Genomic DNA, 16,726 nt, shown 5'->3' on the forward strand with positions numbered 1-16,726 from the left:
GATAACGCTGACGGTGCGTTCGCTGATGTCGCTACCGTGACGGCGTGACTCCCGTACGACGCACCGCCGCATCGGCTGTGGCACTCCCGCCCCTCGCCCACCCCACCGCCGAGAGCACCCCTCGTGGCCGGCGCGGTGCGTTCGTTCGGGGGCGCGGGCGATCCACCGTGTCGACAGCGATCGCCCTCGGTGCCGTGGTTCTCGCCGGTTGCGCCTCTGGTCCGGCGCCCTCTCCCACACCGACCGCGGCTTTCGCCAGCGCCGACGAGGCCTACGCCGCTGCGGAGAAGGTCTACCGGGCGTACAACGACGCGCTCAACGATGAGCGGGCCGGAGGAACAAGCAACTCCCGGACCTATCTCGTCGGACTGGCTCTTGAAAGCGACACGAACACGAGCAGGCTGCTCACCGAGAACGGCCTGAAGATCGTCGGAGAAGGCGCGGTCGTGAGGTTCTCCGGCGAGTCTGCGGATCTTCGATCAGATGACGGACGGGTCCGAGCGTCCGTGTGTCTCGACGTGAGCTCAACCAGGGTCATCAATGATGCGGGCGAAGACGTGACTCCGCCCACGCGCGTCAACCTCGTGCCGCTCGACGTCATCTTCGTTGCTTCAGACGACGGGCTTCTCATCTCGGAATCGAACTCTCTCGAGGAGGAAGAATGTTGATCGCTGCGCTCATCGTCAGCGCAATGTCTGCTCTCTCATCGCCTCACGTTCCACCTATGACGGCCGCCACATACGACGCGAAGGCAGCAGCAGCTGGGATCTGCGGAGCAGACGGTGGGTCGACGCTCACCCTCACCGCATCGCGCACCCAGCCACTGAACTCTGAGACCCCCACCAGCCCGGCGCCTTCGGCTCCGGACCGCGAGAACCCGACGAACCCGAACCCCGCCCCCGCGCCCGAAACGAAGCCCCTCGCAGAATGCCCCGAATGGAGCGACACCAACCGCCAGTGCTTCGCCACCACCCCAGCACCCACACCCGACCCCACACCCCCCACCCCCACCGCATCCGCGATCACCACCACCGACCTCGCCCAATTCGCCCCCGAACCCCCCACCCTCACCACCGAACCCGCCACCGCCGGCATCGCCGGCACCCCCACCAACTTCCTCACCACCGCCACACCCCACACCCGCACCGGCACCCTCTTCCACCACCCCCTCACCATCCACTTCACCCCCACCCACTACACCTACGACTACGGCGACACCACCACCCTCACCCTCACCACCCCCGCCCGCACCTGGAACGACCTCACCCAACCCGACTTCACCCCCACCCCCACCAGCCACACCTACACCGAACAACCCACCGCCCCCGGCTGCTAACCCACACCCACACCCGAACACGAAAAAGGGCCGCCCGGACCCGATGGTCCGGACGGCCCTGCCCCGCTCACCGAGCGGTGATCTCGGTGAGCGATGACTGCCTGACGGCGATTACTGGTACGAGTTGACGATCTCGAGGAGGTTCGGGACGTTCTTGTACGCCTCCGCCGCGTTCTCCTTCGTGACGATCACCGGGTCGAGCAGGTACGCAGGCACGATCTTCTTGCCGTTGTCGTACGACTCCTCGTCGTTGACGTCGACCTTGTCGCCCTTCTGCAGCTCACCGACCATCTTGATCGCCTGCTGCACGAGCAGCGTGGTGTCCTTGTTGATCGTGGAGTACTGGATGCCCTCCATGATCGACTTCACCGACTCGACCTCGGAGTCCTGACCGGTGACCACTGGGACCGGCTTGCCGGCCTGCTGCACCGAGGTGATGATGGCACGGGCGAGCGTGTCGTTCGGCGAGAGGACACCGTCGAGGGTCTCGGAACCGTACGAAGACGTGAGCAGCGAGTCCATGCGGCGCTGCGCGTTCTCCGCCTTCCAGCCCTCCGTCGCGGTCTGCGCGATCTCGGTCTGGCCCGACACGACCTTCAGGGTCCCGTCATCGATCTTCGGCTGCAGCACGCTCATGGCACCGTCGAAGAACACCGCCGAGTTCGCGTCATCCGGCGAACCCGAGAACAGCTCGATGTTCCACGGGGCCGCGTGGCCCGAACGCTCCTCGAGGCCCTGCAGCAGCGCGTTGCCCTGCAGCTCACCGACCTTGAAGTTGTCGAACGCCACGTAGTAGTCGACGGCGTCGGTGTTCTCGATGAGACGGTCGTAGGCGATGACGGTCGCGCCCGCGTCGTGCGCGGCCTGAACCTGCGTGGTGAGCTGCTTGCCGTCCTTCGCACCGATGATGATGACCTTCGCACCACCGGTGACCATGGCCTGGATCTGGTTCTGCTGCTCCGCGACCGTGTTGCTGGCCGGTGCGTACTGCACGTCGGCCTTGAAGCCGGCCTCGGCGAGGCCGTCCTCGAACAGCTTCCCGGCGAGCACCCAGTTCTCACTGGTCTTGTCGGGAAGCGCGACGCCGATCGTGGCGTCGGCGGCGAAGCCCTTCGCGGACTCCTCCCCCGAGCCGCCGCCGCTGCCGCCACTGCGCTCCGAGGAGCATCCGGTGAGGGTGAAGGCTGCCGCTGCGACGAGCGCTGTCGCTGTGACGATGATCTTCTTCATGTGATCTCTTTCTGTGGTGAGAGGCCGATGTTCCGCACGGACCGCGCGGGGAGCATCCGCCTACTTTCCGCGCGTCTCGTCGACGGCGGGGGCCTGATAGGTCTTGGTGGGGTCGAAGGTGGCGGTCGCCGGATCCTCCTTGCGACCGAACTTGCGGGTGAGGAAGCCGATGACCGACGGACGGCCCTGCTGCTTGTTCCACACGTCGATGCCGACGGCGAAGAGCAGCACGAGGCCCTTGATCATCGACACGACGTCGGCTCCCGCGCCGAGGAGCGCGAGTCCGTTGTTGAGGAACGCCATGACGAGACCACCGATGATCGAGCCGATCACGGTGCCGATGCCGCCAGACACCGCAGCGCCGCCGATGAACACCGATGCGATCGCGTCGAGCTCCCAGCCGTTGCCGTCCTGCGGGCCGGACGCCGTGGCCCTGGCCACGTAGATCATGCCTGCGAGCGAGGCGAGCACCGACATGTTCATCATCACGAAGAAGTCGACCCAGCGATCCTTCACGCCGGACAGACGCGCCGCCTGCCGGTTGCCGCCCACCGCATAGATGTGGCGACCGAACACGGTGTTGTTCGTGACGAAGGAGTACACGATGACGAGCACGAGGAGGATCACGCCCGAGATCGGGAAGCTGGTGCCCTCACGTCCGGTGGCGAACAGCCAGCCCGCGACGAGGATCACGGCGGAGATGAGCACCACCTTGGTCACGCTCACCCACAGCGGCGCGCTCGCCGAGCCCATCTTCTTCTGCACGCGACGGGTGCGGACCTCCCAGAAGACGATCCATGCGGCGCCGAGCACGGCGAGAATCATCGTGGGCACGTTGAACGGGAGCGGCAGAGCAGCCTCGGGCAGATAACCGGCGCCGATGATCTGGAAGCCGTCGGGCACCGGGACGGTGGTGGACTGCCCCACCCACTGGTTCGCACCGCGGAAGAAGAGCATGCCCGCCAGCGTCACGATGAACGCGGGAACGCCGACATACGCGACCCAGAAGCCCTGCCAGGCCCCGACCAGGACTCCGACGCCGAGACCGAGGAGGATCGCGAGCGGCCAGGGGAGGTTCCAGTCGGTCATCGCCTTGGCCACGACGATGCCGGTGAACGCCGCGACGGACCCGACCGAGAGGTCGATGTGGCCCATGATGATGACCATCACCATGCCGATCGCGAGGATCAGGATGTACGAATACTGGTTGACGACGTTGATGAGGTTGCCCGACGACAGCGTCAGACCCTGCCCCTTGACGACGAACGTCAGCACCTGGAACACGATCAGGATGACGATCAGGCTGCCCAGGATGCCGAACTGACGGAGCGTCGACTGCCCGCCGCCGAACATCTTCGTGATGTCGCCGAACCGGAACGGACGTTTCGTTGGTGTGAGATCGGTGCTCATGCGGATGCCTTCTGAGTCATGGAGGTCATGCTGCGCATGAGAGCCTCCGGAGTGGCCTGTTCAGCGGGGATGCAGTCGGTGACCCGACCTTCGAAAACCGTGTAGATGCGATCGGAGATGCCCAGCAGCTCCGGCAGCTCGCTCGAGATCACGATGACGCCCTTGCCCTGGGCCGCGAGCTGGTTGATGATCGCGTAGATCTCGTACTTCGCGCCGACGTCGATGCCTCGCGTCGGCTCGTCGAGGATGAGCAGGTCGGGGTCGGTGAACATCCACTTCGCCAGCACGACCTTCTGCTGGTTTCCTCCGGAGAGCTTCGCGACGCCCTCTTCGACCGACGGCGTCTTGATGCGCAGGGCCTTGCGGTACTCCTCGGCCACCGCGAACTCGGACCGCGCGTCGACCACTCCTCGCGGCGCGATCTTCGACAGCTTCGCCGCGACGACCGAGCGCTTGATCGTGTCCAGGAGGTTGAGGCCGAGCACCTTGCGGTCCTCGCTCACATACGCGAGCCCATGCTTGATCGCCGACGCCACGTCGGGGATCGTGATCTCCTTGCCGTCCTTGATGATCGTCCCCGAGAGGAACGTCCCGTACGAGCGGCCGAAGATGCTCATGGCGAGCTCGGTGCGGCCGGCGCCCATGAGACCGGCGATGCCGACGACCTCGCCGCGGCGCACGTTGATGCTCGACCCCTTGACGACCATGCGCTCCGAGACGGTCGGATGCTGCACCCACCAGTCCTTGACCTCGAAGAACACCTCGCCGATCTCGGGCTCGCGGTCGGGATACCGGCTCTCCAGCGAGCGACCGACCATGCCGCGGATGATGCGGTCCTCGTTGATCTCCCCGCGCGAGATGTCGAGCGTCTCGACCGTGCGTCCGTCGCGGATGATGGTGATCTCGTCGGCGATCTGCTCGATCTCGTTGAGCTTGTGGCTGATCATGATCGACGCGATGCCCTTGGCCTTCAGCCCGAGGATGAGGTCGAGCAGGTGCTGCGAATCGTTCTCGTTCAGCGCCGCGGTTGGCTCGTCGAGGATGAGCAGCTTGACGTCCTTGTTGAGAGCCTTGGCGATCTCGATGAGCTGCTGCTTGCCGACGCCGAGAGTCTTGATCGGCACATCGGGGTCTTCGTTGAGCCCGACGCGCGCGAGCAGCTCGGTGGCCCGCTGCTTCTGCGCCTGCCAGTCGATGCGGCCGCCACGGCGGATCTCGTTGCCGAGGAAGATGTTCTCGGTGACGGAGAGCTCGGGGATGAGCGCGAGCTCCTGGTGGATGATGACGATGCCGGCGTGCTCGCTCGCAGCGATGTCCTTGAAGCGCTGCTCCTGGCCGTACAGGAGGATCTCGCCCTCGTACGAGCCGTAGGGATACACCCCCGACAGGACCTTCATCAGGGTCGACTTCCCCGCGCCGTTCTCACCGCAGATGGCGTGGATCTCCCCCGCGCGTACGGTGATCGACACATCGGAGAGCGCCTTGACCCCCGGGAACTCCTTGGTGATGCTGCGCATCTCCAGGATCGGGCCTGACACGACCGGCAACGTTGCTGTGGTGCTCACGGATCTTCCTCGCGACGGGCGGTCACCTTCCATGTGACCGTTCACATTGATACATAGTCCACGGCAGACGAAGCGCTGTCAAGTCTGCGCGCGCTTTTCGTGCCCCTACCGTGATGCGGCCGATTCCCTGGCGCGCAGGATGGTCTTCAGGGGGCTGAGCTCGGGCACCGCCTCGCCGCGGATCTGCGCGAGCAGGATGCGCACGGCTCTCCGGCCGAGCTCGGGGAAGTCCTGGTGCACGGTGCTCAGCGTCGGCGCGACGTGCGCCGCGACCGGGATGTCGTCGAACCCCATGACGCTCACGTCGTGCGGCACGCGCAGCCCCGCATCGCGGAAGCCGTGCATGAGGCCGATGGCCATGAGGTCGTTCGCGGCGAACACGGCCGTGAAGTCCCGGCGTCGCGCGAGCTCCTGACCGGCGAAGTATCCGAAGTCCGCGGTCCAGTCTCCGCGGATCGGCGGGAACGTCGACAGATCCGCGTCTCGCAGGGCGTCCAGGTACCCGCGCATGCGGGATTCCGCCTCGATCCAGTCCTGTGGGCCGGCGAGATGCAGGATGTCGCTGTGCCCCAGCGAGATGAGGTGCTCCGTCGCGGCGCGCGCTCCGGCCACCTGGTCGGCGGACAGGCTCACTCCGTCCGAGCCCGACGCGGTCTGCAGCGTCACGAAGGGCAGATCGACCGACATGCCGCGGAGGACATGGAAGACCCGCACCTGCGGCGCGAGCACCACGATGCCGTCGACCTGCTCGCGCGCGAGCTGCCTCACCGCGTTCCCTATCGCCTCGGGCGTCGTCGCCGGAAGGTTCAGCGTCGAGACCGAGTACCCCTCCTCGCGCGCGGCATCCTCGATGCCGGCGATCGACGACGTCGGCCCGAACTCCCCGATCGTCGCGGACAGGATGCCGAGCATGTTCGAACGGCTCGTCACCAGCGCACGTGCGGCGAGGTTCGGGCGGTAGTCGAGCACCGCGATCGCGTCGAGCACCTTTGCCTTCGTCTCGGGACGGATGCTCGGATGATCGTTGAGCACGCGCGACACCGTCTGGTGGGACACGCCCGCCAGACGCGCCACGTCACGGATGCTCGGCATGCGAGAACGCTCTGACGCCATGGACATCACAGCCTCCTCGCGTGTGCACGGTCACATTTCTCACCCCATTATGACCGCACCCCGCCTCCGACGCATGTCGGCCCCCGCGCGGCACGCTGCGGCGAGACCGCTGGGCTGCTCAGCCGACGATGCGAGCGCCCGGTACCGGGCCGTGCACGTGCAGCGGGTCGAGCCCCGCCTCGCGCAGGGCCGACTGCACGTCCTGCGCGTTCTCGGGCCCCGCGCACAGCAGCGCGACGGTCGGCCCGGACCCCGACACGATGCCGTGCAGCGCGCCGGCGCGGATGCCGTGCTCGATCGTGCGCTCGAGATCGGGGCGCTCGTGCACGGCAGCGGTCTGGAGATCGTTGTGCAGGCTCGAGGCGAGGTCGCCGGCGTCGCCGGAGCGCAGCGCCTGGAGCACCGGGATCGGCACGTCGAGCGACAGCGGCGGATCGTCGGCGAGCGCTCCGTCCTCCTCGCGCAGAGCGTCGAGCCTGCCGTACACCGCCGGCGTCGACAGCCCCTCGTCGCTCGTCACGAGAACCCACTCGAAGCGACCGCGTGCGAGCGCAGGGTTCAGCCGATCGCCGCGGCCTGTTCCCACCGCGGTGCCGCCGTGAAGCGCGAACGGCACGTCGGCACCCAGGCGCGCGGCCAGCTCGTGCAGCCGAGCGGTCGACAGGCCCGTGCCCCACAGCGCGTCGCACGCGACGAGGGCTGCCGCGGCATCCGCAGACCCTCCGCCCATGCCACCAGCCACCGGCACGCTCTTGCGGATCTCGAGCGCCACCCCGCCGTCGAAGTCGGCGGCGGCGGCCAGGAGCTTCGCGGCCCTCATCGCGAGGTTGCGGTCGTCGAGCGGCACGGTCGACGGGTCGTCGACACCCCGCACGACCAGCGAGAAGTCCGCCGCGGGGCGAGCGATCACGTCTTCGTACAGCGACACGGCCTGGAAGACCGTCGCCAGGGCGTGGTATCCGTCGTCGTGGCGTCCGCCCACACCGAGGTAGACGTTGATCTTGCCCGGTGCCCGCACGTGCACCGACGCGCTGGACGACGCCTGGCTCATGACGGCCTCACAGTTCCGACGACGTCGCCCACAGGTTCACGTCGATGCCGCCGGACAGCTCGTCGATGCGTGCGAGCTCGTCGTCGGAGAAGGCGGGTCCGTCGACCGCCGCGAGGTTCTCGTCCAGCTGCTCCGTACGCGAGGCCCCGATCAGTGCGGAGGCGACGACGGGCGTGCGCAACGTCCACTGCAGCGCCATCTGGGCGAGCGACTGCCCACGCTCACGCGCGACCTCGTTGAGCGCGCGCAGAGTCTCCACGGCGTCGCCGGAGAGAGGCGCGTCGGGCAGCGAGCGTCGCTTCTGCGCGCGCTGCGCGGTGCCGTCGCCGAGGTACTTGTCTGTGAGCAGCCCCTGGGCGAGCGGCGTGAACGCGATGGCTCCCAGCCCCGACTTCTCGAGCGTCTCGGTGAGGCCGTCCTCGATCCAGCGGTTGAGGATCGAGTATGCGGGCTGGTGGATGACGAGGGGCGTGCCGAGCTCTCGCGCGACCTCGACGGCCTCGGCCGTGCGCTCGGCGCTGTACGAGGAGATGCCGACGTAGAGCGCCTTGCCCTGCCGCACGAGGGTGTCGAGCGCACCGACGGTCTCGGCGATCGGGGTCACCGGGTCGACGCGGTGCGAGTAGAAGATGTCGACATAGTCGAGCCCCATGCTGCGCAGCGACTGCTCGGCGCTGGCCAGGATGTACTTGCGGCTCGCGTAGTCGCCGTAGGGGCCAGGCCACATGTCCCATCCGGCCTTCGAGGAGATGATCAGCTCGTCGCGGTAGGGCTTCAGGTCCTCCGCGAAGATCCTGCCGAAGTTCTTCTCCGCCGAGCCGTAGGGCGGGCCGTAGTTGTTCGCCAGGTCGAAGTGCGTGATGCCGCTGTCGAACGCGTGGCGCAGGAGCGCGCGCTGGTTGTCGAGCGGGATGTTGTCGCCGAAGTTCCACCACAGGCCGAGCGAGATGGGCGGCAGGTAGAGTCCGGACGTGCCGACCTGGCGGTAGGCGAACCGCTGGTAGCGGCCCTCGTCGGCCGCGTACGGACGGTGGATCTCGGGGACGTCGGGACGGAAGCGCGGAGAGTCGGTCATCGTGCCAGGTTAGTCCCCCGTGGCCGTGACATGCCGGGCGATGCGGTGATAATCGTCCACTGTGAGGTCTTCCCCGCGGGCCGTCGGAGCGACCCCGGCCGCCTCGAGTGCCTCGGATGCCGCAGCGGAACTGCCGAACACCCCCGCGAGTGCCTGCCGCAGCATCTTGCGCCGCTGGTTGAAGGCGGCGTCGACGATCTCGAAGGTCCGCGTGCGCTCCACGACCGGACCGCGTTCGCCCTCTGCCCTGTCGAAGCCGACGAGCAGGCTGTCGACGTTCGGCACCGGCCAGAAGACCTGGCGCGACACCGTGCCTGCGAGCCTCCACTCCCCGTACCACGCCGCCTTCACGCTGGGCGATCCGTAGATCTTCGACCCTGGCTTCGCGGCCAGGCGCTCGGCGACCTCGGCCTGCACCATGACGACCCCGCGCTGCAGGTGGTCGAAGCTCTCCAGGAAGTGCAGGAGCACGGGCACCGAGACGTTGTAGGGCAGGTTCGCGACGAGCACGGTCGGCTCGCCCGGCAGCTCGGTCACGCGCAGGGCGTCGGCATCCACCACGGTGAGCCTGCCGGGGTCGACGCCGTGCTCGGCGGCGGTCTTCGGTAGACGCTGGGCGAGACGGTGGTCGATCTCGACCGCCGTCACGGATGCGCCGGCTTCGAGGATCGCGAGGGTGAGCGAGCCGAGCCCCGGCCCGACCTCGACGACCCGCTCCCCCGGCTGCACACGCGCGGCATGCACGATCTTGCGCACCGTGTTGGCGTCGACGACGAAGTTCTGCCCGAGCTTCTTGGTGGGGGTGACGTCGAGTTCGGCGGCGAGGCGGCGGATCTCGGTTGCGCCGAGCAGCGTGACGGTCATCCCCCCATTGTCCCCTACCGTCAGTAGTCTTCTGTGGTGCCCTCCCTCGGTGAACTCGTCGCGCCCCGTCGCATGGGCCGCGACTTCCGGTGGCTCCTGGCGTCGTCGTGGACCAGCAACGTCGGCGACGGCGTGGCCCTCGCCGCGGCGCCCCTGCTCATCGCCTCGATGACGTCGTCGCCGATCCTCGTCGCCGCAGGAGCGGTCCTGCAGTTCCTGCCGTGGCTGGTGTTCGGCCTTCACGCGGGGGCGATCGCCGACCGTTTCGACCGCCGCAGGCTCGTGATGTTCGCGAACGGCGCGCGGGCCGTCGTGCTGGCCGCGCTCTGCGTGTTCTTGGTCACCGGCAGCGCGAACATCTGGATCGTGCTGGGCACGGCCTTCCTCTACGGCACGGCAGAGGTGTTCGTCGACACTGCGGGGAGCACGCTCCTCCCGATGATCGTGAAGCCCGAAGACCTAGGCCTCGGCAACGCCCGTCTGCAGGCCGGCTACCTCGTCGCGAACCAGTTCGCCGGGCCCCCGGTCGGCGCCTTCCTCTTCGCCGCAGGCAGTGCGTGGCCCTTCCTCCTCGAGGTGGTGTGCGTCTCGCTGGCCGTGGTGCTCATCTCACGCATGGCGAGGACCCCGCTCCCTCCTCGTGAAGAGCACGCCCCCGTGCACACGGATATCGCCGAGGGCCTGCGCTGGCTGTGGCGCAATCCGCCGGTGCGCACGCTCGTGCTGATCATCCTGCTCTTCAACGTCACGTGGGCTGCACCGTGGGGCATCCTCGTGCTGTACGCCACCGAGCACCTGCACATGGGGCCCGTCGGCTACGGAGCCCTCACCACGGCATCCGCCGCCGGGGGCCTCCTCGCCACGGCGAGCTTCGGGTGGCTGGAGCGCCACGTGTCGTTCGCGGCGCTCATGCGCATCGCGCTGTCGCTCGAGGTCCTGATGCACCTCGCGTTCGCGCTGACGACGGCGGGCTGGCTGGCGCTGATCATCATGTTCGTGTTCGGCGCGTACGCATTCGTGTGGGGCACGATCTCGACGACCGTGCGGCAGCGGCTCGTGCCGCACGAGCTGCAGGGCCGCGTCTCGTCGGTCAACGCGGTCGGCGTGTTCGGCGGCATGGTCATCGGTCAGGCGCTCGGCGGCGTCATCGCCCAGATCTGGGGTCTCACGGCGCCGTGGTGGTTCGCGTTCGGGGGTGCGGCGCTGACCCTGCTGTTCGTCTGGCGGCCCATCTCGCATATCGCGGCCGCACGACCGGTGGTCGGCGAGGTTCAGGCGAACGAGCCGTAGACGCGCAGGGCGTTCTCTGCCAGCTGCGCGCACAGCTCGTCGACGTCGAGGCCGAGCTCCGCGGCCATGAAGCGCACCGTGATCGGCACGAGATAGGGGGCGTTCGGCCTCCCCCGCAGCGGCGTGGGCGTGAGGAACGGCGCATCCGTCTCGACGAGAATGCGGTCGAGCGGGGTGACCGCGAGCGCATCGCGCAGGTTCTGCGCGTTCTTGAAAGTCACGTTGCCGGCGAACGACAGGTGGTAGCCCGCATCCGCGCACACCCTCGCCATCTCGGCGTCGCCGGAGAAGCAGTGGAACACCGTCTTCTCCGGGGCGCCGACGCGCGCGAGCGTCGCGAGCACGTCGTCGTGCGCGTCGCGGTCGTGGATCTGCATCGCGATGCCGTGCTTCTTCGCCAGCGCGATGTGCGCCTCGAACGAGGCGAACTGCGGTCCTCGGCGCTCGGGCTCCGTGCGGAAGAAGTCGAGGCCCGTCTCACCGATGGCGCGGGTGCGGGGGTGTGCGGCGAGCTCGTCGATCACGGCGATCGCCTCGTCGAGACGGCCCTGCTCGGCATACGTCGGTGCGTCGTTGGGATGGATCGCCACCGCAGCGAGCACGCGGGGGTCGGATGCCGCCGCCTCGACGGCCCAGCGCGACGACTCGATGTCTCCCGAGGCCTGCACGACGCCCGCGATGCCGACAGCCTGCGCGCGGTCGAGCTGCTCGGTGAGCGACAGCGGCTCGTCGCCGTCGAGGATCTCCAGGTGTGCGTGGTTGTCATAGACGGGGACGGTGAGGGGCTCAGGAGCCGCGGGATACCGCAGATCCTTGCGCCCCTCACCCGACCTCGACTGCACGTACGTCACGCAGCGGACTCCACGCGGGGGAACAGCGGCGCCAGGCCGTTGACGCTCGTGCCGGGGCGCAGCACGCCCCAGCCGCCGGCCTCGCGGATGGGCTGGTCCTGCAGCCGTCCGAGCGTCTCGGCGGCGCCGAGGGCGACCCAGAGCTTCTCGGTCGACTGCGGCATCACCGGAGACAGCAGCACGGCGAGAGCGCGCAGGCCCTCGGCGCACGTGTACAGCACGGTGCCGAGGCGCTCGCGCTGGTCCTCGTCGCGCGCCAGGGCCCACGGCTCGTTCTCGGTGATGTAGCCGTTCAGCGCGTCGACGATGGTCCAGATCGACGAGATGGCCTCGTCGATGCGGAACTGCTCGATCGCGGCATCCGCGTTCTTCGCGGCATCCGCGACGACGCGCTGGATCTCGAGATCGCCGGCGGTGTACTCGGCAGGCGGCGGAACGACGCCCTCGAAGTACTTCTCGATCATCGCGGTCGTGCGCGAGGCGAGGTTGCCGAAGCCGTTGGCGAGCTCCGCCTGGTAGCGCGCAGCCAGGTCCTCCCAGGAGAACGAGCCGTCCTGCCCGAACGCGATCGCCGACAGGAAGTAGAAGCGGTACGCGTCGGAGCCGAAGACATCGGTGATCTCGGTCGGCGCGATGCCGGTGAGCTTCGACTTCGACATCTTCTCGCCGCCGACGAGCAGCCAGCCGTGCGCGAACACGCCCTTGGGCACGTCCACGCCGGCCGCCATGAGCATCGCCGGCCAGATCACCGCGTGGAAGCGCAGGATGTCCTTGCCGACCACGTGGTACGCGGGCCACCGGCGCGCGAAGGTCTCCTCGTCGTCGCCGTAGCCGACGGCCGTGGCGTAGTTCAGCAGGGCGTCGACCCACACGTAGATGACGTGCGAGCTGTCCCACGGCACCTCGATGCCCCAGTCGAACGCAGAGCGGGAGATGGAGAGGTCTTTGAGACCCTGGCGCACGAACGAGACGACCTCGTTGCGGGCGGACTCGGGGCGCACGAAGTCGGGCTCGTTCTTGTAGAGCTCGAGCAGGCGGTCCTGGAACTCGCTGAGCTTGAAGAAGTAGTTCTTCTCCTGCAGCAGCTCGAGCGGCTTGGAGTGGATCGCGCAGACCTTGAGCCCCTCGAACGGACCGGTGCCGTCGAGGATCTCCGACTCGGGCTTGAACTCCTCGCAGCCGACGCAGTAGAGCGCCTCGTACTCGCCCGCGTAGATGTAGCCGCGGTCGTAGATCGCCTGCACGAACTTCTTGACGCGCTCCTCGTGCCGCTCCTGCGTGGTGCGGATGAAGTCGTCGTTCGCCACGTCGAGGGTCTTCAGCAGCGGGAACCATGCCTCGCTGACGAGCTTGTCGACCCACTCCTGCGGCGTGACGTTGTTCGCCGCGGCGGCTCGGAGCATCTTCTGCCCGTGCTCGTCTGTGCCCGTGAGCATCCACGTGTCGTCCCCGCCCTGGCGGTGCCAGCGCGCGAGCGCGTCGACCGCCACCGACGTGTACCCGTGACCGATGTGGGGCACGTCGGACGGGTAGTAGATGGGCGTGGTGATGTAGAACGATTCGCCTGCGGGCATAGGTCGATTCTAGGCGGGATGCCGGGGCTGGTTACGCCGCGCGGACCGCCGTGACCGCGGCGTGGGGGCGCGCACTCGCCTCGCCGGGTGCGCGGCCGCGCTGCTCGACCGCGGCGACCGTGAGACCCGCGTTCTCGAGCAGGGCGCCGAGCGCCTCCGGGCTCCAGAAGTACGCCGGAGCGACGGCGTGCGCGAAGGGCTCGCGCGGGGCTCCGTCGAAGAACCCGAGGAGGAGCGATCCACCGGGCGCGATCACCCGCGCGAACTCCGCGAGGACCTCGGGGACGTCATCCGGCGGCCCGCAGCCCGCGTCGAGCAACGGCCCCGCCGTGGCATCGCGCCACACGCGGATCGTGTCGGCGTCCCGCGGATCGAGCTGCTCGATGCGTCCGGCGATCTCGATGTACTCGTCCGCGCGGCGGTCGTACGCGTCGGCGACGGCGCTGTCGCTGTTCACGGCTTCCGCGCGGCGAGCGCCGCCTGGTAGAGGTCACGCGAGGAGAGGCCCGTGTGGGCCGCGACCTCGGCCGCCGCGTCCTTGAGACGCATGCCGGAGGCGACGAGCTCCTGCACCTGCGCGAGAGCGTCGTCGGCCGACGCCTCGCGCCGGCGGGCGCCCTCCACGACCACGACGATCTCGCCCTTCACCCCGTCGGCCGCCCACGCCGCGAGCTCGGATGCCGTGCCGCGGCGCACCTCCTCGTAGAGCTTGGTCAGCTCACGGCACACGGCGATGCGGCGCTCGTCGCCGAAGGCCTCGCCCATGTCGGCGAGGGTCGAGGCCAGGCGGGCGGGCGACTCGAAGAACACCATGGTGCGCGGCTCCCCGGCGAGCGCACGCAGGGCCGTTCGCCGCTCCCCCGACTTGCGCGGCAGGAAGCCCTCGAACGTGAAGCGATCGGTGGGCAGACCCGAGATCGCGAGAGCCATGAGCACGGCGCTCGGGCCCGGGATCGCGGTCACTGTCACGCCCTGCGCGACGGCCTCGGCCACCAGTCCGTAGCCGGGGTCGCTGATCGCGGGCATCCCGGCATCGCTGACGATCACGATGTCCTGCTCGGCGGCGAGGGCGGCCAGCTCCGCGGCCTTCTGCTTCTCGTTGTGGTCGTGCAGCGCCACGAGGCGCGGCCTGTTCTCGATGCCGAGGGCCCGCAGCAGCCCGCCGGTCGTGCGGGTGTCCTCCGCCACGACGACCTCGGCGTTCTCGAGCACCTCGATCAGCCGGCGCGATGCGTCGCCGAGGTTTCCGATGGGGGTGGCGGCGAGGATGATCACACGATCAGCCTAGGCGCGTTGTCTAGGCTGGTGCCGTGACCGCGTCAGAGCCCCTGCTGCCCGCCCCCGAGACGAGGCTCACGCGGTACGGCTCCCTGCGCGACCGCATCCTGCAGAGCCCCGACCGGGGACGCACGGTCCGCTGGTTCGCGCCGCTCGTCGTCACCCTCCTCGCCGCCGTGCTGCGGCTGGTCAACCTGGGCCACCCGCACCAGCTCGCGTTCGACGAGACGTACTACGTCAAGGATGCCTGGTCGCTGTGGACCCTGGGGTACGAGGGCACCTGGGGCGAGAACGCGAACGAGGCGTTCATCACGCTGCAGCAGCTGCCCCTCGACCCCAAGGGGGCGTTCATCGTGCATCCACCGCTGGGCAAGTGGCTGATCGCGCTCGGCATGGCCATCGGCGGGCCCGACAACAGCGTCGGCTGGCGGCTCGCGACGGCCCTTCTCGGCACGGGAACCGTGCTCCTCACCTACCTCATCGCACGGCGCCTCACCGGGTCGGTCGTGGTGGCGACGGTCGCCGGCACCCTGCTCGCGATCGACGGACTCGGCATCGTGCTCAGCCGCATCGCCCTCCTCGACGGCATCCTCACCTTCTTCATCATGCTCGGGGTGCTGTTCGTCCTGCTCGACCGCGAGCGCGTGCTGCCCCTCATCGGGCAGTCGGATGCCGACGCTCCCGATCCGATGTGGGGCCGCGTCGTCTGGCGCCGGCCGTGGCTCGTCGCCGCGGGTCTCGCGTTCGGCGCCGCCTGCGCCGTGAAGTGGTCGGGGCTGTATGCCCTCGCGGCATTCGGGCTGTACGTCGTCGTGACCGACGCGCTCGCGCGCCGGCGGGCGGGCGTGGTCCTGTGGCCGACGGACGCGGCGTTCCGGCAGGGCCCCGTGTCGTTCGTGCTCATGGTCGTCCCCGCGTTCGCGGTGTACGTCGCGAGCTGGACCGGATGGTTCGTCACGAGCGGCGGCTACAACCGCACGCTCGACCCGAACCCGTTCGTGTCGCTGTGGCGCTACCACCAGGCAATGCTGAACTTCCACGTCGGGCTCACGAGCGGGCATCCGTACGCCAGCCCCGCGTGGGAATGGCCGTTCCTCCTGCGCCCCACCGCGGTGTGGGTGGGCAGCGACCCCGGCCCGTGCGGGATCGACCACTGCATCGCCGTGATCTCCAGCATCCCGAACCCGCTCATCTGGTACGCGGGCGTCGCAGCCGCCGTCTACCTGCTGTACCGGCTCGTGCGGGCGGTCATGGCCGGTCGCGCCCCCGATCCCGCGCTGACCCTCCCCCTCGTGGGCCTCGCCGCGACGTACGTGCCGTGGCTCCTGTTCCCCGACCGCACGGTGTTCCAGTTCTATACGGTGGCGATGATGCCGTTCCTCGTGCTGGGCCTCGCCGCGACCCTGCGGGTCATCGCGGGGCGCCGCGACGACCCCCTCCCCCGACGGCAGTCAGGGGAGCGCACCGTCATGATCTTCCTCGTGTTCGTCGTGCTGGTGTCGGTGTTCTTCTACCCCGTGTGGACGGGCATGAGCGTTCCGTATCCGTTCTGGCTCCTGCACAACTGGCTGCCGGGATGGGTGTGAACCGCACCCCCGGTCCGGATCAGGGCTGATCGGCGCCGGCGACGTGCTCGACGAGCGGGAGCACGCGCCCGGAGAGGTGCGTGCGCATCGCGATCGACGACGCCGTGCGCGCCACCCCGGGAACAAGGGCCACCCGGTCGAGCACGTCCTGCAGCTGCGCCGCGTCGCGTGCGACGAGCCGCAGCTGCATGTCGCTCGCCCCGGTGACCGTGTGCATGTCGACGATCTCCGGGACGGCGGCGGCGAGAGCCTCCGCGACGTCGTCGTGCCCGACCTTCTGATCGATCTCGACGAGGCAGAACGCGACGACGCCGTACCCGAACCCGGCAGGGTCGATGAGCGGCACGATCGCCTCGATGACCCCACCCTCGTGCAGCCGCGCGAGCCTGCTCGTCGCGGTGCCGCGAGCCACGCCCAGTCTGCGGGCGCATTCGAGGATCGGGAGCTGCGGCTCCTCGGTGAGCAGCCGGATCAGCTCGGCGTCGAGGCGATCGATGCGCACG

Annotated in this window: 16 protein-coding genes; 4 read left to right on the top strand and 12 right to left on the bottom strand. The window is 68.8% G+C overall.

The features are described from left to right. Window positions 1-44 precede the first annotated feature (44 nt). Window positions 45-668 (top strand): hypothetical protein, encoded by a 624-nt coding sequence (locus tag AB663_RS15945; protein WP_157541166.1) that lies wholly within the window; start codon window positions 45-47, stop codon window positions 666-668. Window positions 669-724: 56 nt separating this feature from the next. After that, a complete protein-coding gene (locus AB663_RS15950; protein ID WP_067201469.1) occupies window positions 725-1,336 on the top strand; it encodes a hypothetical protein in 612 nt (203 codons plus the stop codon). 111 nt (window positions 1,337-1,447) lie between these two features. Here AB663_RS15950 and AB663_RS15955 read toward each other — a convergent pair whose 3' ends face one another. The 7 genes from AB663_RS15955 to rsmA all read right to left on the bottom strand — a co-directional run bounded on the left by AB663_RS15955 (window position 1,448) and on the right by rsmA (window position 9,644). Continuing rightward, complete coding sequence (locus AB663_RS15955; protein WP_067201472.1) at window positions 1,448-2,566, bottom strand: substrate-binding domain-containing protein; 1,119 nt, start codon at window positions 2,564-2,566, stop codon at window positions 1,448-1,450. A gap of 60 nt (window positions 2,567-2,626) precedes the next feature. After that, window positions 2,627-3,976, bottom strand: a complete 1,350-nt coding sequence (gene mmsB / locus AB663_RS15960; RefSeq protein WP_067201475.1) for a multiple monosaccharide ABC transporter permease — start codon at window positions 3,974-3,976, stop codon at window positions 2,627-2,629. Further along, window positions 3,973-5,493 carry a multiple monosaccharide ABC transporter ATP-binding protein gene (gene mmsA / locus AB663_RS15965; RefSeq protein WP_269465172.1) on the bottom strand — a complete coding sequence of 507 codons (1,521 nt, stop codon included), beginning with the start codon at window positions 5,491-5,493 and terminating at the stop codon, window positions 3,973-3,975. The genes mmsB and mmsA overlap by 4 nt, the downstream gene beginning before the upstream one ends. A gap of 153 nt (window positions 5,494-5,646) precedes the next feature. Then, entirely contained in the window at window positions 5,647-6,660 is a 1,014-nt protein-coding gene (locus AB663_RS15970) for a LacI family DNA-binding transcriptional regulator (RefSeq protein ID WP_083511290.1), read from the bottom strand. Between the two features lie 112 nt (window positions 6,661-6,772). Then, window positions 6,773-7,705, bottom strand: a complete 933-nt coding sequence (locus AB663_RS15975; protein ID WP_067201481.1) for a 4-(cytidine 5'-diphospho)-2-C-methyl-D-erythritol kinase — start codon at window positions 7,703-7,705, stop codon at window positions 6,773-6,775. A gap of 7 nt (window positions 7,706-7,712) precedes the next feature. Further along, window positions 7,713-8,780, bottom strand: a complete 1,068-nt coding sequence (gene mgrA / locus AB663_RS15980) for an L-glyceraldehyde 3-phosphate reductase (RefSeq protein WP_067201484.1) — start codon at window positions 8,778-8,780, stop codon at window positions 7,713-7,715. A 9-nt stretch (window positions 8,781-8,789) separates the two neighbouring features. Further along, window positions 8,790-9,644: a 16S rRNA (adenine(1518)-N(6)/adenine(1519)-N(6))-dimethyltransferase RsmA gene (rsmA, locus tag AB663_RS15985; protein WP_067201487.1), complete on the bottom strand. Its 855-nt coding sequence runs from the start codon at window positions 9,642-9,644 to the stop codon at window positions 8,790-8,792. Window positions 9,645-9,680: 36 nt separating this feature from the next. Between rsmA and AB663_RS15990 the strand changes: the two genes are divergently transcribed. Further along, window positions 9,681-10,934: an MFS transporter gene (locus AB663_RS15990; protein ID WP_232304575.1), complete on the top strand. Its 1,254-nt coding sequence runs from the start codon at window positions 9,681-9,683 to the stop codon at window positions 10,932-10,934. Here the strand turns inward: AB663_RS15990 and AB663_RS15995 are convergent. From AB663_RS15995 to rsmI, 4 genes are read right to left on the bottom strand one after another with little or no spacing between them, the layout of a single operon-like run. Further along, a complete protein-coding gene (locus AB663_RS15995) occupies window positions 10,916-11,785 on the bottom strand; it encodes a TatD family hydrolase (protein WP_067201493.1) in 870 nt (289 codons plus the stop codon). The two genes, AB663_RS15990 and AB663_RS15995, sit on opposite strands and share 19 nt — an antisense overlap. Next, the gene (metG, locus tag AB663_RS16000; protein ID WP_067201495.1) at window positions 11,782-13,359 is read right to left on the bottom strand and encodes a methionine--tRNA ligase; all 1,578 of its coding nucleotides are present in this window, start codon (window positions 13,357-13,359) and stop codon (window positions 11,782-11,784) included. Before metG ends, AB663_RS15995 begins: the two co-directional genes overlap by 4 nt. 31 nt (window positions 13,360-13,390) lie before the next feature. Then, a complete protein-coding gene (locus AB663_RS16005; RefSeq protein WP_067201498.1) occupies window positions 13,391-13,816 on the bottom strand; it encodes a hypothetical protein in 426 nt (141 codons plus the stop codon). Further along, entirely contained in the window at window positions 13,813-14,634 is an 822-nt protein-coding gene (gene rsmI, locus AB663_RS16010; RefSeq protein WP_067201501.1) for a 16S rRNA (cytidine(1402)-2'-O)-methyltransferase, read from the bottom strand. The genes AB663_RS16005 and rsmI overlap by 4 nt, the downstream gene beginning before the upstream one ends. Before the next feature lie 35 nt (window positions 14,635-14,669). Between rsmI and AB663_RS16015 the strand changes: the two genes are divergently transcribed. Then, the gene (locus tag AB663_RS16015; protein ID WP_067201504.1) at window positions 14,670-16,223 is read left to right on the top strand and encodes a dolichyl-phosphate-mannose--protein mannosyltransferase; all 1,554 of its coding nucleotides are present in this window, start codon (window positions 14,670-14,672) and stop codon (window positions 16,221-16,223) included. Window positions 16,224-16,242: 19 nt separating this feature from the next. On the opposite strand, the gene AB663_RS16020 is transcribed toward AB663_RS16015, so the two are convergent. Then, the gene (locus AB663_RS16020; protein WP_067201507.1) at window positions 16,243-16,725 is read right to left on the bottom strand and encodes an Lrp/AsnC family transcriptional regulator; all 483 of its coding nucleotides are present in this window, start codon (window positions 16,723-16,725) and stop codon (window positions 16,243-16,245) included. Between the last annotated feature and the right edge of the window lies 1 nt (window position 16,726).

This window comes from Microbacterium sp. XT11 (assembly GCF_001513675.1).
GTDB lineage: Bacteria > Actinomycetota > Actinomycetes > Actinomycetales > Microbacteriaceae > Microbacterium.